Origin of the sequence: Mycobacterium sp. E2238, from assembly GCF_001672665.1 — a bacterium.
Classification (GTDB): domain Bacteria; phylum Actinomycetota; class Actinomycetes; order Mycobacteriales; family Mycobacteriaceae; genus Mycobacterium.
On sequence record NZ_LZKF01000207.1, the window covers coordinates 25,113 to 49,497 of the forward strand.

Consider the following 24,385-nt stretch of genomic DNA (forward strand, 5'->3'; position numbering starts at 1 on the left):
TCCCGTTCACCGGTCGCAGTTCGCCAAGCCACAGCCCCCCGGCCTCCTCTCTTCGTTCATTGCGATCCCGAGATGAGCCCCACGCACGTGGCGGTCAGCAAGCGAGTGAGGGCGAAGGTGAAGTCCAGGTTCCACTCGGGCGGAATCACTTCGGGCTCCTCGGCATACGCGTCGGTCAGCCGCTCGGGCGGGTTGGCGACCTGCCATAGCGTCGCGGCCAGCGAGTACGCGGCCAGCAGGATGTCGAGCGACCCCGACCGCCCGAGCTCGGGCAGCGCCGTCTCGATGGAGTCTGCGAGCGAGAGCGTGGCCGCGGTGCTGATCCGCTTGACCTCGACCACCCGCTCGGCGTCCACCTCATGTTCGAGGTGCAGGTGCAGGTTGGCCAGCAGGTCGCAGAACAGCGGGTCCTCGGCCAGGGCGTTGGCCAGCGTCTCGGCGATTTCCGACGGCGACTTCGGGCCGGGCTCGGCCAGCTTCTCCGACACCGTGTTCGACCAGCGCACCCAGCCCTCGGCGGACAGGTGCAGCAGGACTTCCTTATGTGAGGTGAAGTAGCGACGGACGGCGGAGTAGTGAATGCCGGCCCGGCTGGCGACGGCGGTCAGGGTGACCGACGCGACGCCGGTCTCGAGCGCCAGTGAGCGTGCGGCCTCCACGAGTGCCTCCGCACGTTGGCGCTTTTTCTCCTCGGTGCGGGCGCGCTGGAAAGTTAACTGCGCCACCGGTGGAGCGTAACGCACATTATGTGATTTGTATAACGCACGTAGCGTGATTTGTTCTCGGCCACATGAACCGTCCCGGGTGCGGAAAGGTGTATGTAGGTATGCACACCATCGCGCTCATCGGCTTCCTCGGCGGACTCATCACCGGGATCTCGCCGTGCATCCTGCCGGTGCTTCCGGTGCTCCTGCTGTCGGGCGCGGGCGGCACCCGGGCGATCAGTGCCGCCGCGCGGCCCTACCTGGTGATCGCCGGCCTGGTGTGCAGCTTCTCGCTGGCCACGCTGGTCGGCTCCGGGTTGCTGACGGCGCTGCACCTGCCGCAGGACGCGATCCGGTGGGCGGCGCTGGTGGTGCTGGTGCTGATCGGACTCGGGCTGATCTTCCCGCCGCTGCAACACCTGATCGAGCGGCCGTTCGGGTACCTGCCGCAGCGGCAAATCGGCGCCAACGCAGACGGTTTCGGGCTCGGATTGACGCTGGGCGCGCTGTATGTGCCGTGCGCGGGCCCGGTGCTCGCGGCGATCGTGGTCGCCGGCGGCACGCAGTCGATCGGAGCCGGCGCGCTGGTCTTGACCGGGACGTTCGCACTGGGCAATGCGCTGCCGCTGCTGGCGTTCGCGCTGGCCGGGCGGCGCGTCGCCGAACGCGTCGCCGCGTTCCGCCGCCGGCAGCGCGCGATCCAGGTGGCCGGCGGGATCATGATGGTGGTGCTGGCCGTGGCACTGGTCTTCAACCTGCCCGCGATGCTGCAGCGCGCGATCCCCGACTACACGACGGCGATGCAGAACAAGATCGGCGCCGACGACCTCCAGCGCACGCTCAACCCCGCCGCGGCCACGCCGGCGCCAGGGTCCAGCGGCTTGCGGCTGAGCCCGGCCGGGGTCAGGGTCGACGGCGCGCTGACCGATTGCATGGACGGCGCCACCCAGTTGCAGCAGTGCGGCCCGGCGCCCGCCGTCGGCGGGATCACGGGGTGGCTCAACACCCCGGACGGCAAACCGCTCGACGAGGCGGCGGTGCGCGGCAAGGTGGTGCTGATCGACTTCTGGGCCTACTCGTGCATCAACTGCCAACGGGCCATCGCGCACGTAACCGATTGGTACAACCGGTATCACGACGCCGGGCTCGTCGTCGTCGGGGTGCACACCCCGGAGTACGCCTTCGAGCGGGTCCCCGCCAACGTCTCCAGCGGCGCCGCCGCGCTGCACATCACCTACCCGGTCGCGCTGGACAACGACTACACCACCTGGAACAACTACCAAAACCTGTACTGGCCCGCGGAATACCTGATCGACGCGACCGGAACCGTCCGGCACACGAAGTTCGGCGAGGGTGATTACGAGGGCACCGAGAAGCTGATCCGGGACCTGCTCGTCGACGCCCACCCCGACACTCGGCTGCCCGCGCCGGCGCACTCCGCGGACACCACACCGCAGACCCGGCTCACCCCCGAGACGTATCTGGGGGTCGACCGGGCCCGAAACTACGGCGGCAAAGGCGATTACAAGTCGGGCGAGTTCAGCTATCCGCCGCAGTTGGCGGGCGACACGTTCGCGCTGGGCGGCCGATGGAAGCTGGACGACCAGGGCGCCACCGCCGACAGCGATGACGCCGCCATCCGGCTGAACTACACGGCCAAGGACGTCTATGTCGTCGTCGGCGGCACCGGCACACTCACGGTGACCCGCGACGGCAGAACCACCACGACGGCGATCGGCGGGCCACCCACGCTGCACCCGATCGTCACCGACGAGACGGCGCGCGGCGACCAGCTCGACATGCGGGTCAGCCCTGGGCTGCAAGTCTTTTCGTTCACCTTCGGCTAGCCCGCCGGCTTCTTCCGCAGGCTGCCCAGCATCGCGACGACGACACCGCCGATCACCAGCGCGGCGCCGGCGAGCAGCGTCAGGTTGAGCCATTGATGCAGGCCCGCCTCGGCGTGGCCGACCATCACCTCCGCGACGCGGCGGATGTCGCCGGTGGTCCGGTTGAGCGCGTCGTTGACATAGTGGCGGGCGATTTCGATGCCCGCCCAGCCGGCGGCGCCGACCAGCAACGCGGAGACCCCGAGGCCGGTGAGCGCCTTCCCGCGGCGGCGCGCGGTGGCCACCGTCAGCACGGCACACACGACGCTGAGGGCGACCGCGCCGATGCTCACCCACGGGCCCCACGTCGCAAGCGGGCTGAGCCGGCCCTGCCGCAGCGATCGCGGCACCGACGCCGTCAACGGAACCGTCAGCGTCGCAGGCGCTTTCACGTTGTGACGGCTCAGGATCCGCTGCATCGAGGCGTCCCTGAGCATCGGCGCCACGTCGATCGCCCACGACTGGCCGGCGCCGTCGGCGGTGAACAACCAGCGGTGCGCCGCCCGGTTCGCCTGGGCGAACAGCGCCGGAAAGGCGGGCCCGGCCGTGAACGCGACGGCGGCCAGGTGCACTTCCGCGCCCTCGACCGGCTGCCGTCCGCCGTTGCGCTCCGCGATGAGCGCCATCGCGCGGTCGGATAGCTCGTCCGCGGCGGCGGACTGCAGCGCGGGGTCGCCGGCGGCCCGCTGGGCCAGCGCGGCGTAGCCGCCCTCGCTGACGATGTTCAGCTGCAGCCACGACGCCGGGATGGCCACGGCCAGCGCGACGGTGGTGGCCAGCCACAGCACCGCCCGGAAGACGGCGGCCACGATTCGCACGCCGGAGAACCCTTAGGGCGCGATTCCGCGAACGTAGGCGGCCTGCCCGAGGTGCTGGGCGCAGTCGTCGATGATGCTCACCAACCGGGCGCTGGCGGTCACCGGCGGGTCCCAGTTGGTGTCGACCACCCGCTCCAGCTCGGCGGCGGTCACGCCGGCGATGTATTCGAGCGTGAGCTTGTGCACCGCGTGGTAGTAGCCGGCCAGCAGATCCGCGGGCGCCTTGACCTTCGCGACCTGCTCGGGCTTGTGCCCGTAGCCGGTGTCGTTGCGCGGCAGGTCCAGCCCGAACCGGTCCACCCAGCCGTCGCGCAGCCACACCTGCTCGACGCCCGCGACGTCGGCCAGTTGGATGTCCTGCACCCGCGCGCTGTGCCAGAGCAACCAGGCGATGCTGTTGGCGTCGGGGGTCGCCTGGTAGGTGGCGACGTCGTCGGTCAATCCGTCGGCGATCTCGTCGACGTGTTCGATCAACCGGGTGAAGGCGTCGCGAAGCAGTTCCTGGACGGCGGCATCGGGGCTGGAGGTGTTGGCCATACCAGCGACACTAGATCCTGGCACGAGCCACCGGCACGGTCGTAGATTGTTTGGATGACGTACGACCTGATCATTCGCAACGGCACCATCGTCGACGGGCTGGGCGGCGAGCCGTATGTCGGCGACGTCGCGGTGCGCGACGGCGTCATCACGGCCGTCGGTCACGTGAACGGCGAAGGGGCCGAACGGGAAATCGACGCCACCGGGCTGCTGGTCACCCCGGGCTTCGTCGACCTGCACACCCACTACGACGGCCAGGCCATCTGGTCGGAACGCCTGACGCCGTCGTCGGCACACGGGGTGACCACGGTGGTGATGGGCAACTGCGGGGTCGGCTTCGCCCCGTGCCGCCAGGAAGACCACGACGTGCTCGTCGACGTGATGGCCGGCGTCGAGGACATTCCCGGTGTCGTCATGACCGACGGCCTGCCCTGGACGTGGGAGACGTTCCCCGAATACATGGACGCCCTGGACGCGGGCAGGCGGGACATCGACGTTGCGGCGTATCTGCCGCACTCCCCACTGCGCGTCTACGTGATGGGTCAGCGCGGCGCCGACCGCGAGCCGGCCACCGCCGAGGACCTCGCCAAGATGCGGGCGCTCGCCAAGGAGGCCGTCGAGGCCGGCGCGCTGGGCTTCGCGTCGTCCCGGCTGACCATCCACAAGACCGAAAGCGGTTCGCCCATCCCGAGCTACGACGCCGCCCGGGAGGAGATCGAAGAGATCGCCCGCGGTGTCGTCGACGGCGGCGGCGGCCTGCTGCAGTTCGTGCCGGACATTCCGGCCGGCGGTTACGAGCCCGTGCTGCAGACGGTGTTCGACGTCGCCGAGGATGTCGGCCTGCCGCTGACGTTCACGCTCGTCGTCGCCAACGCCGGCGACCCCACGTGGCCGGACGCCATCACGATGATCGAGAAGGCCAACGCCGCGGGCGGTGACATCACCGCCCAGCTGCTCCCGCGCCCGATCGGGCTGATCATCGGACTCCAGCTGTCCGCCAACCCGTTCGTGCTCTACCCCAGCTATCGAGAGATCGCGCACCTGCCGCTGGCCGAGCGGGTCGCCGAGATGCGCAAGCCGGAGGTGCGGGCGCGCATCCTGTCCGACAAGCCCGGCGTCGGTCACCCGATCCTGTACGTGGCGCAGATGTGGGACTGGATCTTCCCGCTGGGCGACACCCCGGACTACGAGCCGGACCCGTCGACCAGCATCGGTGCCCGGGCCCGGGCCAAGGGCGTCGACCCGATGGAGGAGGCCTACGACCGGCTGCTCGACGACGACGGCCGGGCCATGCTCTTGGTGGCCACCAGCAACCTGCAGGGCAATTCGCTGGACACCGTCGGGGAGCTGCTGCACCGCGACGACGTGGTGCTGGGGCTCGGCGATGGCGGCGCGCACTACGGGATGATCTGCGACGCCAGTTACTCGACGTACTTCCTGGCGCACTGGGCCCGCGACCGGAAGTCGGGGCGGTTCACGGTGCCGGAGGCCGTCCGCGAGCTCACCTCGGTGCCGGCCCGCATCGCCGGGCTGGGCGACCGGGGCCGCGTCGCGGTCGGGTACAAAGCCGACCTCAACGTCATCGATCACGCGGCGTTGCGGCTGCACAAACCGGTCATCAGTTACGACCTGCCGGCCGGGGGGAGGCGGCTGGATCAGACCGCCGACGGGTACGTCGCCACGATCGTGGCCGGCCAAGTGATCGCGGAGAACGGTGTGCCCACCGAAGCCCGCCCAGGCAAGTTGGTGCGCGGCCGGCAACCTCGCCCGGTACCCGCGCAATAACGCCACCAAAATCGCCAAATCCCGGGTAAGTTGAGCCGGTGACGAGCCCGCATTTTGCGTGGTTGCCGCCCGAAGTCAACTCGGCACGAATCTTCGCGGGTCCCGGAGCCGGGCCGCTGCTTGCTGCCGCGGAAGCCTGGGACGGCCTGGCCGAGGACCTGGCTTCCTCAGCATCGTCATTTTCTTCGGTCACGTCAAATTTGGCCAACGGCTCCTGGCAGGGTCCGTCGTCGGCGGCGATGATGGCCCTCGCCACGCACTACGTGAGCTGGCTCAGCGCGGCCGCGGCCCAGGCCGAGGCGGTGTCCAGCCAGGCGTCGGCCGTCGCGCACGCGTTCGAGGGGGCGCTGGCCGCCACCGTGCAGCCCGCGGTGGTCGCGGCCAACCGCGCTCTGGCGCAAGCGTTGTCGGCCACGAACTGGCTGGGCCAGAACACCCCCGCGATCGCCGACATCGAGGCCGCTTACGACCAGATGTGGGCGTCGGACGTGGAAGCGATGTACGGCTATCACGCCGACGCGTCGGCGGCCGTGGAGAAGCTGGCGCCCTGGCAGCAGGTGCTGCAGAACCTCGGCTTCCACTTCAGCAGCAGCGGACAGCTCACGTTCGGCCTGCCCGCGGCGCGGGTTCCGCGCACGCTCTGACGGCCGCCGCCCGCGCCTATCCTGAGAACCATGCGCACGAAGAAGAAGGTGGACATCGAGCGGCTCGCCGCCGCCCTCCCCGACTACCCGTACGCGTACCTGGTGACCGTCGACGACGACTACCGCGTGCACACCGTGACCGTCGAGCCACGGCTGCGCGAGGCGATCGTCGACGTCGGCCTCATCGGGGGCCGCACCCGGCAGAATCTCGCGCAGCGCCGCGACGTCACCCTGCTGTGGCCCCCGACCCAGCCGGGCGGCTATTCGCTGATCGTCGACGGCACGGCCGAGGTGACGGATGCGGGGGACGCGGTACGCCTGGCCGTGGCGCCCACCCGCGCGCTGTTGCACCGGGAGGCCGAGCCCGACTCCCCCGGCGCGGCCAAGGGCTGCCTGCACGACTGCGTGGTGTTCTCGCTGCCGGCCTAGCGCCGTACAGTCTGATCCGTGAGCCGCGTCGCACCGCTCGCCCCGCCGTGGAGCGAAGAAGATGCCGCTGGGATCAACAGCTGGGGGCATCCGGACCGCACCTATGAGCCGCTGCTTCTGGTGCGCTGCCTGCAGCGCCACCCCGCGCTGGCCAGCCGGCTGCGCAAACTCGGCGAATCACTTTATGTCGCAGCGCTTTTGCCGGCCCGGACGCGGACGATCGCGATCCTGCGCACCTGCGCGCTGGTCGGCTGCGCGTACGAGTGGGGCGGGCAGGCGGCGTTCTGGGGTCCGATCGCGGGGGTCAGCGACGACGAGTGCGACGCGCTGGTGACCGGCGACGCCGACGACCCGCGGTGGAGCCCGGCCGAACGGACGCTGATCGGGGCGGTGGACGAACTCGAGCGCACCGGTTCATGGTCGGAGGCGACTTGGATTGCACTGGGCCGCTTCCTTGACGACGAGCAGCGGATCGAATTGCTCACGGCCGTCGGCTGGTATCGCACGATCTGCACGCTGTGCAACGCGCTGGCCCTGCCGGTGGAGGGCTGGATGCGGCGCTGGCCCTAGTCCCGATCTCTGCGCAGGGCTGGATGCTGGTTCTTCACCAGCGGCAGCAGCACCCGTCGCGGCATGAATTGAAACAGCCGGGTGGTGATCTGGCTCGGCAGCCCGGGGATCACCGTTCCGCGGTCGTGCTCGAGCGCGCCGACCCCGGCGCGCGCCACGTCGCGCGACGGCATCCACATGAACTTCGGGAAGGCGTCCGCGAAGTCTCGCTCGTCCATACGGGCGTTCTTCACGAACTCGGTGCGCACCGGCCCCGGGCACAACAGCGCGACCGTGACGCCGGTGCCGGCGAGTTCGGCGCGCAGGCCTTGGGTGTAGTTGTTGACGAACGCCTTCGTGGCGGCGTAGCCGATCTGCCCGGGAAACGGCTGGTATCCCGCGGTGGATCCGACGTTGAGGATCGCCCCCTGCCGGCGGGGCACCATCTGCTGGGCCGCGCGGGTGCTCAGGTCGATGACAGCCTCGACATTGACGCGCACCTGGGCGATCTCGTCGTCGACGGACGTTTTCGTCACCGACCCCATGGTCCCGATGCCGGCGTTGTTGACGAGGATTTCGGTGCTCAGCCCGCGGCGCCCCACCTCGCCGAGGAGGCCGGCGCGGGCCGTCGCGTCTGCGACGTCGCAGGCGATCACCTCGACCCGGACACGGCCCGCCAGTTCCTCGGCCAGCTCGCGCAGCCGCTCCTCGCGGCGGGCGACGAGCGTGACGCCGTGGCCCCGGCCGGCCAGCTCGCGTGCGATGTCGGCGCCGATGCCCGACGACGCGCCGGTCACGACGGCGGTGCTGGTGGGCGAGGGGGCGGGAAGGGGCATGGTGTTCACCCTACGGATAGCTTCACATTCGGCGTCGAGCAGCCGCCGGCGGGCACACGAAAAGGCCCGACTCCCAAAGGGAGCCGGGCCTTTTCGTAACGGGACTTAGAAGTCCATACCGCCCATGCCGCCGGTCGGGTCGCCCGCGGGAGCGGCCGCCTTCTCCGGCTTGTCGGCGACGACGGCCTCGGTCGTCAGGAACAGCCCGGCAATGGACGCCGCGTTCTGCAGCGCCGAGCGGGTGACCTTGACCGGGTCGGCAACGCCGGCCTTGAGCAGGTCCTCGTACTCACCGGTGGCGGCGTTCAGGCCGGTCCCGGCGGGCGAGTTGCGGACCTTCTCGGCGACAACGCCGGGCTCCAGCCCGGAGTTGAAGGCGATCTGCTTCAGCGGAGCCTCGAGCGCGACGCGCACGATGTTCACGCCGGTCGCCTCGTCACCGGAGAGCTTCAGCTCGTCCAGGGACGGCGACGCGTGCAGCAGGGCCACGCCACCACCGGCGACGATGCCCTCCTCGACGGCCGCCTTGGCGTTGCGGACCGCGTCCTCGATGCGGTGCTTGCGCTCCTTGAGCTCCACCTCGGTGGCGGCGCCGGCCTTGATCACCGCAACACCGCCGGCCAGCTTGGCCAGGCGCTCCTGCAGCTTCTCGCGGTCGTAGTCGGAGTCGCTGTTCTCGATCTCCTGGCGGATCTGGGCCACGCGGCCGGCGATGGCGTCGGTGTCACCGGCGCCCTCGACGATCGTGGTCTCGTCCTTGGTGACGACGACCTTGCGGGCCTTACCGAGCAGGGCGACGTCGGCGCTCTCCAGCGACAGGCCGACCTCCTCGCTGATCACCTGACCACCGGTGAGGATCGCCATGTCCTGCAGCATCGCCTTGCGGCGGTCACCGAAGCCGGGGGCCTTGACGGCCACCGACTTGAAGGTGCCGCGGATCTTGTTGACGACCAGGGTGCTCAACGCCTCACCCTCGACGTCCTCGGCGATGATCAGCAGCGGCTTGCCGGCCTGGATGACCTTCTCCAGCAGCGGGAGCAGGTCCTTGACCGTCGACACCTTGGAGCTGACCAGCAGGATGTAGGGGTCCTCGAGGACCGCTTCCTGCCGCTCGGCGTCGGTGACGAAGTAGCCCGAGATGTAGCCCTTGTCGAACCGCATGCCCTCGGTGAGCTCGAGCTGCAGGCCGAAGGTGTTGGACTCCTCGACGGTGATGACACCCTCGTTGCCGACCTTGTCCATCGCCTCGGCGATCAGGTCGCCGATCGACTGGTCGCCCGCGGAGATCGCGGCGGTCGCGGCGATCTGCTCCTTGGTCTCGACCTCCTTGGCCTGCTTGAGCAGGGTCTCGGTGACCTTCTCGACGGCCTTCTCGATGCCGCGCTTGAGACCCAGCGGGTTGGCGCCGGCCGCGACGTTGCGCAGGCCCTCTTTCACCAGCGCCTGGGCCAGCACCGTGGCCGTCGTCGTGCCGTCACCGGCGACGTCGTCGGTCTTCTTGGCGACTTCCTTGACCAGCTCGGCGCCGATCTTCTCGTACGGGTCCTCCAGCTCGATCTCCTTGGCGATGGACACACCATCGTTGGTGATCGTGGGGGCACCCCACTTCTTCTCCAGGACGACGTTGCGACCCTTGGGGCCCAACGTCACCTTTACCGCGTCGGCGAGGGCGTTGAGCCCGCGCTCGAGGCCGCGACGGGCCTCTTCGTCGTACGCAATTGTCTTGGCCATTGCGAAGTGATTCCTCCGGATCGGGAATGACACCGGGTGACCACGCGTGGTCACCCCATTACTTACGCTGGCCGGGTGCAGTGCCCGCGACGGACGACCCCAGGTGTCTGCTGGTCTCACCGTCCCGACCTAGCACTCGCCAGTCGCGAGTGCCAACGTCATTCTTAGCACTCGCCTATGCCGAGTGCAAGGACAGTTCGGCCCTATCGCGGCGGGCGTAAACCGTCGATGACGACGTCGGTCGCCCGCTCGGCCAGCACCGAGTCGTAGGCCTGCATCGCCTGGCAGCCGACCAGGATCGCCTTGAGATCCCCTATATCGATGTCGCCGCGCGCGGTGCCCGCGTTCTGCGCGGCCCGCAGCAGCTCGCCGAGCATGGCCTTGAAGGCGTCTTCGGCCTCGGGCGCGGCGCAGGCGATGTCGATCCCGTAGCCGGCCAGGGCGTCGACCAGGCCGCGGTCCGCGGCACCCCACTGCAGCACCATCGAGCGCAGAAAGGCGAAGAGCGCCTCGCCGGGCCCCTCGGACTCCAGCAGGGCGTGCCCGTCGTCGACGAGGCGGCGCATCCGGTCCTCGATCACAGCGGTGAAGAGCGCTTCCTTCGTCGGGAAGTGCCGGTACACGGTGCCGGCCCCCACCCCGGCGCGCCGCGCGACGTCGTCGATGGGCACGGACAGGCCTTCGGCCGCGAAGGTCTCGTAGGCCACGTCCAGCACGCGCGCGCGGTTACGCGCGGCGTCGGCGCGCAACGGCCTCGCGGGCTCGGCCAAGTGTTCACCACCCATCGGTTGACAAAGCGGGGCGTACGTTCCGTATAGTCGAATCAACCGGAGCGCTCGCCCCGTTTAGTCTAACCGTTCTAGGAGGAAACCATGGCCAAATGGACCGCCGCCGACATTCCCGACCAGGCCGGACGGGTCGCCGTCATCACGGGAGCCAACACCGGCCTCGGTTACGAGACGGCCGCCGCGCTGGCCGACCACGGGGCGCGCGTCGTGCTCGCGGTGCGCAACCTCGACAAGGGCAAGGACGCCGCCGCGCGGATCACCGCCGCCAGCCCGCACGCCGACGTCGTCCTCCAGGAGCTCGACCTGACGTCGCTGGAGTCCGTCCGCGCCGCGGCCGAACAGCTCAAGGCCGACTACGACCGCATCGACCTGCTGATCAACAACGCGGGCGTCATGTACACACCGAAGGAAACCACCAGAGACGGCTTCGAGATGCAGTTCGGCACCAACCACCTGGGCCACTTTGCGCTCACCGGCCTGGTACTCGAGCGGCTGTTGCCGGTCCCCGGATCGCGGGTCGTGACGGTGAGCAGCATGGGCCATCGCATCCTCGCCGACATCCACTTCGACGACCTGCAGTGGGAACGCTCCTACAACCGGGTCGCGGCCTACGGGCAGGCCAAGCTGGCCAACCTGTTGTTCACCTACGAGCTGCAGCGCAGGCTCGCCTCCCACGGCACGACGATCGCCGCTGCCGCGCACCCCGGCGGGTCGAACACCGAGCTGGGCCGCTACACGCCCACCGTGTTCCGGCCGCTCGTCAACGTGTTCTTCTCAGTGATCGCGCAGGACGCGGCGATGGGGGCGCTGCCGACGCTGCGGGCCGCCACCGACCCCGGGGTACTGGGCGGCCAGTACTACGGCCCCGACGGCTTCGCCGAAACGCGCGGCTACCCCAAGCTGGTCTCGTCCAGCTCGAAGTCGCACGACGCCGAGCTGCAGCGGCGGTTGTGGGCGGTGTCGGAGGAGCTGACCGGCGTCACGTATCCCCTCGACTGAGGTCGAGCAGCTGCTCGTAGAAGCCGCCGAAGCCGCGGGCCCGGTCGGCCAGATGGATCTCCAGGATCCAATGGCAGGCGCGGCCGGCCGGGTCCGTGCGCCGCATCGGCTTGTTCGATCCGGGCATGATGTACCACTGGACGCCGGGGCCGGCGATCTTCTTGTGTGGGAACTCCCCGACCAGGTGGCCGGCGATGGCACTGGCGAACTCGAAGCCTTCGGCGTGCGCCAGCCCGACGACGAAGTCGTACAGCTCGGCGCCGGTGACGTCCGCGCGCGCGTCGAAGTACTCGCGGCCGGCCCGCCACACCCGGGGCAGCGCGTCGCGGACGGCGGTCTTGTGCGGGTCGTCGCCGAGCACGAAGGTGCGGCCGAAGTCCGCCTCCCACTCCGCGAATATCGGCCCGAGGTCCAGGAAGACGATGTCGTCGTCGGCGACCACCCGGTCCGGCGGGCGCTCGCTGAAGGGCTGCAGTGTGTTCTCCCCGGCGCGCACGATCCGCCGATGCCAGTGCCGGGTGACCCCGAGCATTTCCGCGGCGAGCTGGTTGATTTCCTCGGACAACCGCTTTTCCGAGACGCCGGGGCGAATCATGGCGCGCCGCTCGATCTCGTCGAACAATCGCGCCGCCTTCTCCTGGGCGTCGAGCAGCCGTTCCACCCGAACTTCTTCGTCGGCCACGCCCGCGATGTTATAGCCGCACACTGGAGGCATGTCCCTCGTCGTGCCGCCCTATCCCCCGCCCCGATACACCAAGGACGAGCCGGAGATCAGCGCCTGGCTCAAGCGGGCCGACTCGCCGCCCGACTACGAAACCGGCGGCGTCAAGTACCACTACCTGGCCAACCAACAGGCCACCGGCGGCGACTACGGGCTCTACCGGGTCGACCTGCCCGCCGGCGGCGGCGGGCCCGGCCCGCACTTTCACCGGGCGATGTCCGAGGCCTTCTTCGTGCTGTCCGGAACGATGAAGCTCTACGACGGCACCCAGTGGGCCGACGGCCGGCAGGGCGACTTCCTCTACGTCCCGCCCGGCGGCGTCCACGGCTTCCGCAACGGGGCCGACGAGCCGGCGTCGATCCTGATGCTGTTCGCGCCGGGCGCGCCGCGGGAGGCCTACTTCGAGGGCTTCGGCGCGCTCGCCGACATGACCGACGACGAGCGCAGGGAGTGGTTCGTCCGCCACGACAATTACTGGGTGCAGTAGACCCGCCCGGGTTAATGGTGAGCGAACTTTCCGCGCTCGCCGGCGATGCGCCGCCTATGCGCGACGTAGGGTGTGGCCGTGCAGGTGAGGTCGAAGCGGGCTGCGGCGTGGTTGCGGATGAAGGTCGAGACGGCATTCAGCGCCCCGGTCAGGACCGCGGAGCGGGTCAAACGACCCAGACGCCCCGGCCTCAAACCCTTGCCGACCGCGTCCGCCAGGGTCCGCGGTCGGCGGCGCCGGCCCTCGACCGGTCACCGGGCGAAGCGGTAGTCGGCGTCGACCAGCTCGCGCGTGCGCTCGAAGAAAGTCCGCCCGCTGTACGGCAATTGGGTGACCACTTTCCCGCTGGGATGGCGGAAGTAGTTGCTGCACGCCAGCCAGACCTTGCCCGCCATCGCGGCCTGGATCTCGTCGTTGTAGCGGCGCTGCGCGTCGGGCGTCAGCTCCACGGTGCGCGCTTTGCGGGCGGTCATCGCGTCGAGGATGTGGCGGACGAAGGTCGTCTGCGCCTCGTGGATGTAGATGATCGAGTTGACGCCGTTCGTGTTGGGGCCGTAAAGCGTGAAGAAATTGGGATAGCCGGCCACCAGGGTGCCCAGGTACGCCTCGGCGCCGTCGCTCCAGTCGTCGGCCAGGCGGCGACCGCCGGCGCCGTACACGTCGATGCTCGCCAGATAGTCGGCGGCCTTGAACCCGGTGCCGTAGATGATGGTGTCCACGCGGTGCTCGACACCGTCCGCGGTGCGCACCCCCCGCTCGGTCAGTTCGGCGATGGCGGTGGTCTCCAGGGAGACGTTGGGCAGCGCGAACGTGGGGTACCACTCGCGTGACATCAGCGGCCGCTTGCAGCCGGCGGGATAGTCCGGCATCAGCTTGGCCCGCAGCTACCTCATGCGCAAGGTCGCCGATCCCGAGCTGCGGGCCAGCTCGGTGGCCTCCCGCGTCTGGTCGGCCGCGACGTCGAAGCTGGACGACTCGTAGGCGTCGAAGGCCTCGTCGCGCAGCTTCCGCGCCGTCTCGGGGTGGCGTTGGAACTCCTCCTGCTGCTCGGGCGTGAACGGGAAGTCGAATCGGGGCGCGATCCAGATCGGTGTCCGCTGAAACACGGTCAGGTGCGCGGTCTTTCGCGCGATCGCGGGCACGTACTGGATCGCGCTGGCGCCGGTCCCGATGGACGCCACCCGCTCCCCGGCCGTCGGCTTGCTGTGATCCCAACGGGCCGAATGGAATTGCCGGCCCCGGAACCGCCGCGACCCGGGGATGTCCGGGATGTGGGGCACGTCGAGCATCCCGACGGCGCTGACCACCACGTCGAATTCGTGCTCGCGGCCGTCGCCGTCGGTCAGCGTCCAGCGGCGCCGGGCGTCCGACCAGCGCACGGCGGCAATCGCGGTGTTGGCCCGCAGGCGCGCGCCCAGCCCGTGGTCGATGGCGACCTTTTCCAGATACGCCAGAATCTCGGGCTGGTTGGCGTACGTCTTGCTCCACCGCGGGTTGGGCGCGAAGGAATACGAGTACAGGTGCGACGGGACGTCACACGCCGCGCCCGGAAAGGTGTTGTGGCGCCAGGTTCCGCCGAATCCGTCGGCCCGGTCGAAGATGGTGAACTCGTAGCCGCCCTGGGCCAGCTGGATGCCCATGGCAATGCCACCGGCGCCCGCGCCGATGATCCCGACGGTCGGCTTCACCCCCATTGGGCGAAGTAGGGTCGCTGCGGGCGGCTCTTCTCCACCAGGATGAACACCACACCCCAGGGGTCGACGAACCACGTGGTGCGGACCCGCGCGACCTCCGCGGTTCCCTTGGTCAGGAAGCGCACGCCCCTGCTCTCCAGCTCCGCCCGGGTGGCGTCGAGGTCCGCACAGATGAGCCCGACGTGGGACAGCCCGTGATCGGTGAGGGCCCGGTCGCCGGCGCGCCCGTCGGCGCCGAGGTATTCGATGACCTCGAGCACGCGATCGCCGTCGCCCGGCAACCCCACGATCGCCGCCTTCATGCTGGGGTCGGACACCAGCTCGCCCATGTCGTCGCGAATGGCATTACCGGTCATCACGTACGGCGGCGAGAGCACATGCAGGCCCAACACGTCTCGGTAGAACGCCACGGCGGCCTCGCAATCCGGAACACACACCCCGGTGTGGGCCAAACCGGTAATCACGTTCTCGACTCTACGTCGGCCCGCAGGACTCACCGGGGTCGGTTTGAAAAATCCGACCGGCCGATAATGGCCGGGTGCGGTCGGTCGAAGAACATCAGCGCGTCGTAGCCGAATTGATCCGTCCCCGGCCGGCGGCCACCACCGCGCTGGCCGAGGCGCAGGGCTTGGTCCTGGCCGACGACGTGGTCGCACGGCTGGCGCTACCGGTCTTCGACAACTCCGCGATGGACGGATACGCGGTGCGCGCCGAGGACACCTCCGGCGCCACGCCCGAGCACCCGGTGGTGCTGGAGGTCGCCGAGGACATCCCCGCCGGCCGCACCGACGCGTTGACGCTGCAACCGAACACCGCGCACCGCATCATGACCGGCGCGCCGCTGCCCGCCGGGGCGACGGCCGTCGTGCCCGTCGAAGACACCGACGGCGGCGTGGATGTCGTGGCGATCCGCGCGCCGCGCGACGCGGGCAAGCACATCCGGCGTGCGGGTGAGGACGTCGCCCCCGGCACCACCGTCCTGCGGCGCGGCCAGGTGGTGACCCCGGCCGTGCTCGGCCTGGCCGCGGCGCTGGGAATGGCCGAGCTGCCGGTGCTCCCGCGCCAACGCGTGCTGGTGCTATCGACCGGGTCGGAGCTGGTCGCGCCCGGCAGCCCGCTGCGGCCGGGCCAGATTTACGAGTCCAACTCGATCATGCTGGCCGGCGCCGTTCGCGACGCGGGCGCCGACGTGGTAGCTGTCGCGACCGCCGAGGACGACGTCGCGCAGTTCACCGCGATCCTGGACCGCTACGCGGCCGACTCCGACCTGATCATCACCAGCGGCGGGGTCAGCGCCGGCGCCTACGAGGTGGTCAAGGACGCGTTCGGCCGCGAGGGTGACCAGGGCGTGGAGTTCGTCAAGGTGGCGATGCAGCCCGGCATGCCGCAAGGGATCGGCCGGGTGGCCGGCGCGACGATCGTCACCTTGCCCGGCAACCCGGTCAGCGCCCTGGTGTCGTTCGAGGTGTTCATCCGGCCCGCGCTGCGCAAAGCCATGGGCCTGCCCGACCCGGAGCGCTCGCACCGGGCGGCCGTGCTCACCGAGTCGTTGACCTCGCCGGGCGGCAAGCGGCAGTTCCGCCGCGCGGTGCTGGACCGCGACGCCGGCACCGTCACCAGTTACGGCCCGCCCGCCTCGCACCACCTGCGGTGGCTCGCGTCGGCGAACGCGCTGCTGGACATCCCCGAGGACGTCGTCGAGGTGTCCGAAGGGACCGAGCTGCAGGTGTGGGATCTCACCTAGCTAGCCCGCGGGGGTGGCCACCTGCCGGTGGAATTCGTCGGCCCGGTCGAAGGCGGTGGCGCAGCGGATGGCGACGGCGATCACGGTCATCAGCACCGGGATCGTCACCAGCGCCGCGGCCAGTCCGACCCGATCGGCCAGGTGGCCGATCAGCGGCGGCCCCAGCAGGTAGCCCAGCCAGCCCGTCGCCGCGACGATGGCGATCGCCGATCCCGCACCGCCCGCGCCGTAGGCGGCGCTGAACGCGGTGGGCACCAGCAGCGCCACGCCGACCCCCAGACAGGCGAATCCGACAACGCTGACAACGGGATTGGCGGTCACCAGCGCCACGCCCATGCCCGCCGCCGCGAACAGCGCGAGCGCCGGCAGCAACCGGCGGGCCGACACCCGCGCGTGCAGGCGTATCGCGCCCAACCGGGTGACGACCATCGTCAGCGTGTAGGCCGCGTAGCTCAACGCGGCGATCCCGGGACCCGCGCCGACGACGTTGCGCAGGTAGTTGGCCGACCAGTCGGTGGCGGCGCCCTCGCACAGGAACGACACGAAGGCCACCGCCGCAAGGATCGCCACCGCCGGTGTCAGCCAGGCCCCTCTGCCAGGCGACGCCGCGGCCGCGCCCGCCCGGTCCGGGATCAGCCGCCGGGTCAGCGCCCCGACGACGACCAGGACCGCGAGCCCGACTGCCGCCAGCTGCGGCGTCAGATCGACGCCAGCGCTCACGCACGCCGCGCCGATCAGGGCGCCCAGTAGCGCACCGAGGCTCCACATGCCGTGGAAGCGGGCCATGATCGGCGCCCGCGCCAGGCGCTCGACCGTGCCCGCTTGGGTGTTCATCGCGACGTCCAGCCCGCCCTGGAACATCCCCCACAACGCCAGCGCCGCGAACAGCCAGGGCCCGGACCGGGCCAGCCCCACCGTCGTGCCCGCGAGGGCGTAGCCGGCGGCCGTCACGGGGATCAGCCGGTGGCTGCCCCAGCGCGGCAGCGCCCAGTGGCTGCCCAGCGTGGCCACGACCGACCCCAGGGGCGCGCCGAACAGCGCCGTCCCCAGCGCCGCGTCGGACAGGCCGAGGTCGGCCTTGACGGCCGGGATGTGGGCGGCCCACGAGGAGAACCCGACGGCGTGGGCGATGAATACGGCGGTGACGGCGATCTTCGCCGGGCGCAGCCGCGGCGCCCAATCGTCATTCGGATGCATGTCGAAGGTGGGCGTTCCCCCTGCGGGCCCGAACCAACCAGCCGCGCCTTTCGTAAGATGGCCGCGTGGCACGACGCCCCCGCCCTATCGGCCCGACGGCCGAGGACCCAACGTTCAGCCCGCAGCACGCGTTGGAGTTGGTGCGCTCGACCATTCCGCCGGTACACCCGGCCGGCCGCCCGTTCATCGCCGGCGGCCTGGCGGTGGCGCTGGCCGGCCGCAGGCACCGGTGGATCCGGCGGGCCGGCCTGCTCGCGGCCGGCGCGTGCGCGGGGTTCTTCCGCCACCCGCCGCGCGTCCCGCCGACCCGGCCGGGCGCGGTCGTCGCGCCCGCCGACGGGGTGGTGTGCGTGATCGATTCCGCCGCCCCGCCCGCCGAACTCGGCATGGGCGACGCGCCGCTCCCGCGCGTCAGCATCTTCCTGTCGCTGCTGGACGCGCACGTGCAGCGCGCGCCGGTGAGCGGCGAGGTGATCGCGATGCAGCACCGGCCCGGCCGGTTCGGGTCGGCCGATCTGGCCTCGGCGAGCACCGAGAACGAACGCACCAGTCTGCGGATCCGGACGGCGACGGGCGCGGAGGTGGTGGCGGTGCAGGTCGCCGGGCTGTTGGCGCGGCGCATCATCTGCGACGCGCGCGTCGGCGACAAGCTGACCATCGGTGACACCTACGGCCTGATCCGGTTCGGCTCCCGGCTCGACACCTATCTGCCCCCGGGCGCCGAGCCGCTGGTCCTCGTCGGGCAGCGCGCCATCGCCGGCGAAACCGTGCTGGCCGAGCTGTGATGATCAGCAAGCCGCGCGGCAGGCCGTCGGTCAACCTGCAGATCCTGCCGAGCGCGATGACCGTGTTGTCCATCTGCGCGGGCCTGACCTCGATCCGGTTCGCCCTCGAGCACCAGCCGAAGGCGGCGATGGCGTTGATCGCCGCGGCGGCCATCCTGGACGGCCTGGACGGCCGGGTGGCCCGCATCCTGGATGCCCAGTCGCGCATGGGCGAGGAGATCGACTCGCTGGCCGACGCGGTGAACTTCGGCGTGACGCCGGCGATCGTGCTCTACGTGACGCTGTTGGGGAAGTCGCCGGCCGGTTGGGTGGTCATCCTGCTCTACGCGGTGTGCGTGGTGTTGCGGCTGGCGCGGTACAACGCGCTGCAGGCGGACGGCAGTCAGCCCGCCTACACCCACGAGTTCTTCGTCGGCATGCCCGCGCCGGCGGGTGCGGTGTCGATGATCGGGCTGATCGGCCTCAAATTGCAGTTCGGCGAGGGCTGGTGGACCTCGACGACGTTCCTGTGCATCTGGATCACCGGGACGTCGATGTTGATGATCAGCAAGATCCCGATGCGCAAGATGCACGCCGCGGCGGTGCCGCCGAGCTGGGCCGCGCCACTGCTGGCGCTGCTGGCGATCTGCGCGGCCGCCGCGGTGCTGGCGCCGTACGTCCTGATCTGGGTCATCATCATCGCCTACCTGTGCCACGTGCCGTTCGCGGTCCGCAACCAGCGCTGGCTTGCCGCGCACCCCGAGGCGTGGGCCGACAAGCCCAAGCAGCGCCGCGCCGCGCGGCGAGCGATCCGCCGGGCGCAACCGAACCGCCGGTCGATGGCGCGGCTCGGTCTGCGCAAACCGGGTGGGCGCCTGCCATGAGCTCACCGGGCGAGGATGCGGCCCGTCAGCTCACGCTCACCGCGCGGTTGAACACCTCGGCCGTCGACTCGCGCCGCGGCGTGGTCCGGTTGCATCCGAGCGCGATTGCCGCGCTCGGCATTCGGGAGTGGGACGCGGTGGCGCTGACGGGCTCGCGGACCACGGCGGCGGTGGCGGCCCTCGCCGGCCCGGACACCCCGGTCGGCACGGCACTGCTCGACGACGTGACGTTGTCCAACGCCGGGCTGCGCGAGGGCACCCCGGTAATCGTCGGCGCGGTCACCGTCTACGGCGCGCGATCGGTGACGCTGTCCGGCTCGTCGCTGGCCCACCAGTCGATCTCGCCGGTCACGTTGCGGCAGGCCCTGCTCGGCAAGGTGCTGACCGTCGGCGACGCGGTGTCGCTGCTGCCCCGCGACCTGGGCCCGCCGTTCTCGACGTCGGCCGCCGCCCGCGCGCTGGCCGCCTCGGTCGGCATCAGCTGGACCTCGGAGCTGTTGACGGTCACCGGCGTCGACCCCGCGGGCCCGGTCAGCGTGCAGCCCAACTCGCTGGTCACCTGGGGTGTCGGCGTGCCGTCCGGGGTGGCGCTGTCGCAGGACTTCGTCGACGTCGCCAGCCCCGAGACCGTCGTCGAGGAGCTCAAGGGATCGCAGCCGCAGGCCGCCAAGCTCGCCGAATGGCTCAAGCTCGCGCTCGACGAACCGCACCTGCTCAAGACGCTCGGCGCGGGCGCCAACCTCGGCGTGCTGGTGTCGGGTCCGGCCGGCGTCGGCAAGGTGACGCTGGTGCGCGCGGTGTGCGACGGCCGCAGGCTGGTGAAACTGGACGGCCCGGAGGTGGGCGCGCTGACGCCGGAAGACCGGCTCAAGACCGTGAGTTCGGCGGTGCAGACCGTCCGCGAGGGCGGTGGCGTCCTGCTCATCACCGACGTCGACGCCCTGCTGCCGGCCACCCCCGAGCCGGTGGCCGCCCTGATCCTGGGCGAGCTGCGCACCGCGGTCGCGACCGAGGGCGTCGCGCTGATCGCCACCTCCGCGCGGCCCGACCAGCTCGATGCCCGGCTGCGCGCGCCGGACCTGTGCGACCGGGAGCTGAGCCTGCCGCTGCCCGACGCCGGCACCCGCAAGGCGCTGCTGGAGTCGCTGCTGAAATCGGTGCCGGCCGGCGCCCTGGATCTCAACGAGATCGCCGCGCGCACACCGGGTTTCGTGGTTGCGGACCTGGCCGCGCTGCTGCGGGAGGCGGCGCTGCGCGCGGCCTCGCGCGCCAGTACCGACGGCCGGCCACCCGAGCTGAACCAGGACGACCTGCTCGGCGCGCTGACCGTCATCCGGCCGCTGTCCCGGTCGGCCAGCGAGGAAGTGACCGTCGGCAATGTCACGCTCAACGACGTCGGCGACATGGCCGAGGCCCGGCAGGCGCTGACCGAGGCCGTGTTGTGGCCGCTGCAGCATCCCGACACGTTCGCCCGGTTGGGTGTCGAACCGCCGCGTGGCGTGCTGCTGTACGGGCCGCCCGGCTGCGGCAAGACCTTCGTCGTGCGCGCGCTGGCCAGCACCGGGCAGCTGTCCGTGCACGCCGTCAAGGGATCCGAGCTGATGGACAAGTGGGTGGGCAGCTCGGAAAAGGCTGTCCGCGAACTGTTTCGGCGCGCTCGCGATTCCGCCCCGTCGCTGGTCTTCCTCGACGAGATCGACGCGCTGGCGCCGCGGCGCGGGCAGAGCTTCGACTCGGGCGTGACCGACCGGGTGGTGGCCGCGCTGCTGACCGAACTCGATGGCGTCAACCCGCTGCGCGACGTCGTCGTGCTGGGCGCCACCAACCGGCCCGACCTGATCGACCCGGCGCTGCTGCGGCCGGGCCGGCTGGAGCGGCACGTCTTCATCGAACCGCCCGACGCCGCCGCCCGCCGCGAAATCCTGCGCACCGCGGGCAAATCCGTCCCGCTGAGCGACGACGTCGACCTCGACGAGGTGGCCGCCGGGCTCGACGGCTACAGCGCCGCCGACTGCGTGGCGCTGCTGCGCGAGGCGGCGCTGACCGCGATGCGGCGGTCCATCGACGCCACCGACGTGACGGCCGCCGACATCGCGGCCGCGCGCCAAATCGTGCGCCCGTCACTGGATCCCACGCAGGTGGAGTCGCTACGCGCCTTCGCCAAAGCTCCGTAGCACCGCCAGCGCCGACGCCGCGACGTCGTTCTCCAGCCAGTTGGGCATCGGGTCGTCGCGGGCATGGCGCCGCACCACCGCGTAGGGCAGGTCCGCGACGGCCCGCGCGACGGCGTCGACGGACCGGGGCCTGGCGTTGCCGTACAGGTCCCGGGCCAGCGCCGCGATCCGCTCGGTCAGTGGCGCGTTCATCGCGGCGAGCGCCCGCTGGAACTCCGCGTCGGGTTCCTCGTCGAGCAGGTCGCCGGGCCGGATCGTCAGCAACAGCCGGGCGTCGTCGGGCAGCTCGCGCGCGAAGCTGACGGCTGCCACGGCCATGGCGACTGCGGTGTCCGCCGGGGTTTCGCCGTCGGCGGCCAGGGCCCGCGCCTGAAACCGCTCGAGCGCGCGCAGCCACGCCGCCGTCAGGATGCCGTCGCGATTGCCGAACCGGTGATAGAGCGTGCCCGCGGGGGCACCGCTGGTCTTGGCGATGGCGGCGACGCTCGCCGCGCGCGGCCCGCCATCGAGCACCAGCGCCCGGGCGGCGTCGAGGATCACATCGGTTTCATGCTTCCGCGGAGGCGCCATGATCTAGTACATTCCTTCTATATGGAACGATTACCCTATATCGATGAGCATGCCATAACCGTCGACGCGGATCGCGACGACACGTGGGCCGCGCTGCTGCGGGTGATGTGCCGGGACCCCGGCGACCCGTCGGCCGTGCCGATTGGCTTCGCGCTGGACGAGGCGCGCCCGCCGGAGCGGTTCGCGCTGAAGGGCCGGCACCCCTTCGCGGTGTACCGCTGGGTGTTCGAGCTGGAGGACGCGGGGGCGGGGTGCACCCGGGTGCGCGCCGGGACCTGGGCGGCCTTCCCTGGCGTGCACGGCAAGGCCTACCGGGCACTCGTCATCGGCACCGGTGCGCACGCCGTCGTCACGCGGTGGACCCTGCACCGCATTGCGGCGGCCGCCGGGCGCGCCGACTACACCGACGTCTTCGAAGTCCCTCTCCCGCAGGGTGACTCACGCACCGCCGAGCAGACGTTCCGCGATGCGGTCGGGCGGGGCGCGGGTGGCGGCGTCGTCCCGTGGATCCACCGCCACGTGTTGAGATTCCGCCTCGGGCCGTATTCGTCGCCCGAGCACATCATCGGCTGGACGATCGCGCGTTCGGATCGCGACGACCTCGTGCTGACCGCGCGCGGACCGCTCATGCGCGGCGAGTTGACGCTGCGACGCCAGGACGGCCGGGCCGCACTCACCACCCGCGTGCAGTACCGCCGCAGACTCGGCGCCCGAACGGTCTGGGCCGTGATCGGGCCGCTGCACCGGGCCGTGGCGCCGCGAATGCTCGAGCGCGCCGCCGGTCGAGGCCTTACTCGGATGGCCCACCGCTGAAACGCGCGGGCGTGAACCTATCGCCCGCGACGAACGTCGGATTAGGCGTAACCCGGTTGGCTACTAGGGAGCATCCGGCCCGAATGGGCTCGATGCGATCCGGCACCTTCGAGGAGAAGCGCCCATGAACAACGCGCCGGCGCGATGATCCCCGCATCACTCGTGAGATTCCGCGATGTCGCTCCGACGACGCGGGTGATGACGGTGGCGATCATGGTGTCGATGGTCGCGTTCCTCGATGGCACCGTCGTGAATCTGGCGCTGCCGGCCACGGCGCGTGACATCGGCGGCGGGATGTGCACGCAGCAATGGGTCGTCGACGGCTACCTGCTCGCCGTGGCGGCCACGGTCCTGCCGGGCGGCGCGATCTCCGATCTGTTCGGGCGAATCCCGGTAATGCGCTTCGGGCTGGCGGCGTTTGGAGCGGGCTCGATGCTGGCGGCTACGGCGGGTAGCCCGGCGATGCTGATCGCGGGGCGCCTCGTACAGGGGCTGGGCGGCGCCTTTCTGGTCCCCGGCTCGCTGGCTCTGATCAACTCGTCGTTCGATGTCGCGAGGCGGCCCGCGGCGATCGGGGCCTGGACGGCCTGGACCAGCAGCGCCTTTGCGGTGGGACCGTTGCTGGGCGGGCTGGCCGTGGACTTCCTGAACTGGCGCTGGATCTACATTCTGTCGGCGATCCCGATGGCCGTCGGCTTCGCCTTGACGTATTGGCTGCGCCGGGTGCCCGCGCCCACCGAACGCGCCCGCCTCGACGTGGTAGGCGCCGCGCTCTCGGCGATCGGCCTGTCCGCCACGGTCTATGCGCTGATCGAACAGGGCCGACGGGGATGGGGCGACGCCCGGGTCGACGCCGCGTTGGTGACGGGGGTCGCGGCATTGCTCGCGTTCGTGGCGTGGCAGCGCCGCACGGCGCACCCGATGGTGCCGCTCAGCCTGTTCACGACCCGCAATTTCGCCGGAGCCAACCTGCTCACCGCGTTCGTCTACGGCGGCATCACGATGGGCTCGTTGGCGATCGGTCTGTACATACAAGAGGTCGCCGGGTATTCGGCCACTGCCGCGGGCCTAGTCACGCTGCCCAGCCCCATCATGTCGTTGTTGTTCGCCCGCGGAGTCGGCGGCTTGGCCGCACGGTTCGGGTCGAGGATCTTCCTGATCGCGGGCCCGGCACTGGCCGGGGCGGGGCTGCTGCTCATCGGCCCCACCGCGCACCAATTGCACGTCGTCACAGACGTATTGCCGGGCAGGATCCTGCTGGCCCTCGGCATGGTCCTGGCGATCACGCCGCTGACCACGGTCAACTTGTCCGCCGTCAAGTCCGCGCACAGCGGGATCGCCGCCGCGATCCAGAACGCGACGGGGCGGACGTCCGCGCTGATCGCCGTGGCCTGCGTGGGAGTGATCACCGCCAACAGGATGACCGACGCCGGCTTTGCCCGGCTGCTGGAGGTCAGCGCGCTGCTGTTCTTCATCGGCGCCGTCGTCGGCGGCCTCGGCATCAGGAACGCGCCCGCTTCGGCCGAGCCCGTTTCGGATGCGGTCCGGGAGCGCCCGGTCTCGATCGCGCCGGCTTCGAGCGCGGCTTGAGCGCTGACAGGCGGATTGCCGTAGTCAGCATTTGAGCCGAC

Annotated in this window: 24 protein-coding genes and 1 pseudogene; 13 read left to right on the plus strand and 12 right to left on the minus strand. The window is 70.7% G+C overall.

The annotated features are described in order from the left end of the window. Positions 1–56: 56 nt before the first annotated feature. Entirely contained in the window at positions 57–743 is a 687-nt protein-coding gene (locus A5711_RS18895) for a TetR family transcriptional regulator (RefSeq protein WP_156673377.1), read from the minus strand. Positions 744–826: 83 nt separating this feature from the next. Between A5711_RS18895 and A5711_RS18900 the strand changes: the two genes are divergently transcribed. Continuing rightward, positions 827–2,551 (plus strand): cytochrome c biogenesis protein DipZ, encoded by a 1,725-nt coding sequence (locus A5711_RS18900; RefSeq protein WP_067949153.1) that lies wholly within the window; start codon positions 827–829, stop codon positions 2,549–2,551. Here A5711_RS18900 and A5711_RS18905 read toward each other — a convergent pair. Beyond that, complete coding sequence (locus tag A5711_RS18905; protein ID WP_067949155.1) at positions 2,548–3,408, minus strand: hypothetical protein; 861 nt, start codon at positions 3,406–3,408, stop codon at positions 2,548–2,550. The two genes, A5711_RS18900 and A5711_RS18905, sit on opposite strands and share 4 nt — an antisense overlap. Positions 3,409–3,420: 12 nt before the next feature. Continuing rightward, positions 3,421–3,945 carry a mycothiol transferase gene (locus tag A5711_RS18910; protein ID WP_067949157.1) on the minus strand — a complete coding sequence of 175 codons (525 nt, stop codon included), beginning with the start codon at positions 3,943–3,945 and terminating at the stop codon, positions 3,421–3,423. 54 nt (positions 3,946–3,999) lie between these two features. On the opposite strand from A5711_RS18910, the gene A5711_RS18915 reads away from it, so the two are divergent. The 4 genes and pseudogenes from A5711_RS18915 to A5711_RS18930 all read left to right on the plus strand — a co-directional run bounded on the left by A5711_RS18915 (position 4,000) and on the right by A5711_RS18930 (position 7,373). Continuing rightward, positions 4,000–5,730, plus strand: coding sequence for an amidohydrolase family protein (locus A5711_RS18915; protein ID WP_067949159.1), 1,731 nt, complete (start codon positions 4,000–4,002; stop codon positions 5,728–5,730). A 38-nt stretch (positions 5,731–5,768) separates the two neighbouring features. After that, positions 5,769–6,341 (plus strand): annotated as a pseudogene (locus A5711_RS18920) (PPE family protein); the annotation flags it as partial. 63 nt (positions 6,342–6,404) lie between these two features. Next, positions 6,405–6,803, plus strand: coding sequence for a hypothetical protein (locus A5711_RS18925; RefSeq protein ID WP_067949161.1), 399 nt, complete (start codon positions 6,405–6,407; stop codon positions 6,801–6,803). An 18-nt stretch (positions 6,804–6,821) separates the two neighbouring features. Next, entirely contained in the window at positions 6,822–7,373 is a 552-nt protein-coding gene (locus tag A5711_RS18930) for a carboxymuconolactone decarboxylase family protein (RefSeq protein WP_067949163.1), read from the plus strand. Here the strand turns inward: A5711_RS18930 and A5711_RS18935 are convergent. The 3 genes from A5711_RS18935 to A5711_RS18945 all read right to left on the minus strand — a co-directional run bounded on the left by A5711_RS18935 (position 7,370) and on the right by A5711_RS18945 (position 10,704). After that, positions 7,370–8,188: an SDR family oxidoreductase gene (locus tag A5711_RS18935; RefSeq protein WP_067949227.1), complete on the minus strand. Its 819-nt coding sequence runs from the start codon at positions 8,186–8,188 to the stop codon at positions 7,370–7,372. The two genes, A5711_RS18930 and A5711_RS18935, sit on opposite strands and share 4 nt — an antisense overlap. A 105-nt stretch (positions 8,189–8,293) precedes the next feature. Continuing rightward, a complete protein-coding gene (groL, locus tag A5711_RS18940; RefSeq protein ID WP_067949166.1) occupies positions 8,294–9,919 on the minus strand; it encodes a chaperonin GroEL in 1,626 nt (541 codons plus the stop codon). 203 nt (positions 9,920–10,122) lie between these two features. Beyond that, complete coding sequence (locus A5711_RS18945) at positions 10,123–10,704, minus strand: TetR/AcrR family transcriptional regulator (protein ID WP_067949168.1); 582 nt, start codon at positions 10,702–10,704, stop codon at positions 10,123–10,125. An 87-nt stretch (positions 10,705–10,791) separates the two neighbouring features. Between A5711_RS18945 and A5711_RS18950 the strand changes: the two genes are divergently transcribed. Continuing rightward, positions 10,792–11,706, plus strand: a complete 915-nt coding sequence (locus A5711_RS18950) for an SDR family NAD(P)-dependent oxidoreductase (protein WP_067949170.1) — start codon at positions 10,792–10,794, stop codon at positions 11,704–11,706. On the opposite strand, the gene A5711_RS18955 is transcribed toward A5711_RS18950, so the two are convergent. Further along, positions 11,687–12,421, minus strand: coding sequence for a M24 family metallopeptidase (locus A5711_RS18955; protein ID WP_067949172.1), 735 nt, complete (start codon positions 12,419–12,421; stop codon positions 11,687–11,689). The genes A5711_RS18950 and A5711_RS18955 overlap by 20 nt on opposite strands. On the opposite strand from A5711_RS18955, the gene A5711_RS18960 reads away from it, so the two are divergent. After that, a complete protein-coding gene (locus tag A5711_RS18960; RefSeq protein WP_067949174.1) occupies positions 12,420–12,914 on the plus strand; it encodes a cupin domain-containing protein in 495 nt (164 codons plus the stop codon). The two genes, A5711_RS18955 and A5711_RS18960, sit on opposite strands and share 2 nt — an antisense overlap. Positions 12,915–13,165: 251 nt before the next feature. Here the strand turns inward: A5711_RS18960 and A5711_RS27725 are convergent, their stop codons facing one another. From A5711_RS27725 to A5711_RS18970, 3 genes are read right to left on the minus strand one after another with little or no spacing between them, the layout of a single operon-like run. After that, positions 13,166–13,747 (minus strand): hypothetical protein, encoded by a 582-nt coding sequence (locus tag A5711_RS27725; RefSeq protein ID WP_231987505.1) that lies wholly within the window; start codon positions 13,745–13,747, stop codon positions 13,166–13,168. Between the two features lie 51 nt (positions 13,748–13,798). Further along, a complete protein-coding gene (locus A5711_RS27730) occupies positions 13,799–14,608 on the minus strand; it encodes an NAD(P)/FAD-dependent oxidoreductase (RefSeq protein WP_231972118.1) in 810 nt (269 codons plus the stop codon). Then, on the minus strand, positions 14,599–15,072 hold the full coding sequence (locus tag A5711_RS18970) for a VOC family protein (protein WP_067949176.1): 474 nt from the start codon (positions 15,070–15,072) through the stop codon (positions 14,599–14,601). The genes A5711_RS27730 and A5711_RS18970 overlap by 10 nt, the downstream gene beginning before the upstream one ends. Positions 15,073–15,146: 74 nt before the next feature. On the opposite strand from A5711_RS18970, the gene glp reads away from it, so the two are divergent. Beyond that, positions 15,147–16,352: a gephyrin-like molybdotransferase Glp gene (gene glp, locus A5711_RS18975; RefSeq protein ID WP_067949178.1), complete on the plus strand. Its 1,206-nt coding sequence runs from the start codon at positions 15,147–15,149 to the stop codon at positions 16,350–16,352. Here the strand turns inward: glp and A5711_RS18980 are convergent, their stop codons facing one another. Then, positions 16,353–17,549 carry an MFS transporter gene (locus A5711_RS18980; protein WP_067949180.1) on the minus strand — a complete coding sequence of 399 codons (1,197 nt, stop codon included), beginning with the start codon at positions 17,547–17,549 and terminating at the stop codon, positions 16,353–16,355. Between the two features lie 65 nt (positions 17,550–17,614). On the opposite strand from A5711_RS18980, the gene A5711_RS18985 reads away from it, so the two are divergent. From A5711_RS18985 to A5711_RS18995, 3 genes are read left to right on the plus strand one after another with little or no spacing between them, the layout of a single operon-like run. Then, a complete protein-coding gene (locus A5711_RS18985; RefSeq protein ID WP_067949182.1) occupies positions 17,615–18,334 on the plus strand; it encodes a phosphatidylserine decarboxylase in 720 nt (239 codons plus the stop codon). Continuing rightward, positions 18,334–19,197 (plus strand): CDP-diacylglycerol--serine O-phosphatidyltransferase, encoded by an 864-nt coding sequence (pssA, locus tag A5711_RS18990; protein WP_067949184.1) that lies wholly within the window; start codon positions 18,334–18,336, stop codon positions 19,195–19,197. The genes A5711_RS18985 and pssA overlap by 1 nt, the downstream gene beginning before the upstream one ends. After that, positions 19,194–21,371, plus strand: a complete 2,178-nt coding sequence (locus A5711_RS18995) for an AAA family ATPase (protein ID WP_067949186.1) — start codon at positions 19,194–19,196, stop codon at positions 21,369–21,371. The genes pssA and A5711_RS18995 overlap by 4 nt, the downstream gene beginning before the upstream one ends. On the opposite strand, the gene A5711_RS19000 is transcribed toward A5711_RS18995, so the two are convergent. Continuing rightward, a complete protein-coding gene (locus tag A5711_RS19000) occupies positions 21,345–21,941 on the minus strand; it encodes a TetR/AcrR family transcriptional regulator (RefSeq protein ID WP_067949188.1) in 597 nt (198 codons plus the stop codon). The genes A5711_RS18995 and A5711_RS19000 overlap by 27 nt on opposite strands. A gap of 21 nt (positions 21,942–21,962) precedes the next feature. On the opposite strand from A5711_RS19000, the gene A5711_RS19005 reads away from it, so the two are divergent. Next, the gene (locus tag A5711_RS19005) at positions 21,963–22,754 is read left to right on the plus strand and encodes a DUF2867 domain-containing protein (RefSeq protein ID WP_067949190.1); all 792 of its coding nucleotides are present in this window, start codon (positions 21,963–21,965) and stop codon (positions 22,752–22,754) included. Between the two features lie 162 nt (positions 22,755–22,916). Next, positions 22,917–24,344 (plus strand): MFS transporter, encoded by a 1,428-nt coding sequence (locus A5711_RS19010; protein WP_231987506.1) that lies wholly within the window; start codon positions 22,917–22,919, stop codon positions 24,342–24,344. The last annotated feature ends 41 nt before the right edge of the window (positions 24,345–24,385 follow it).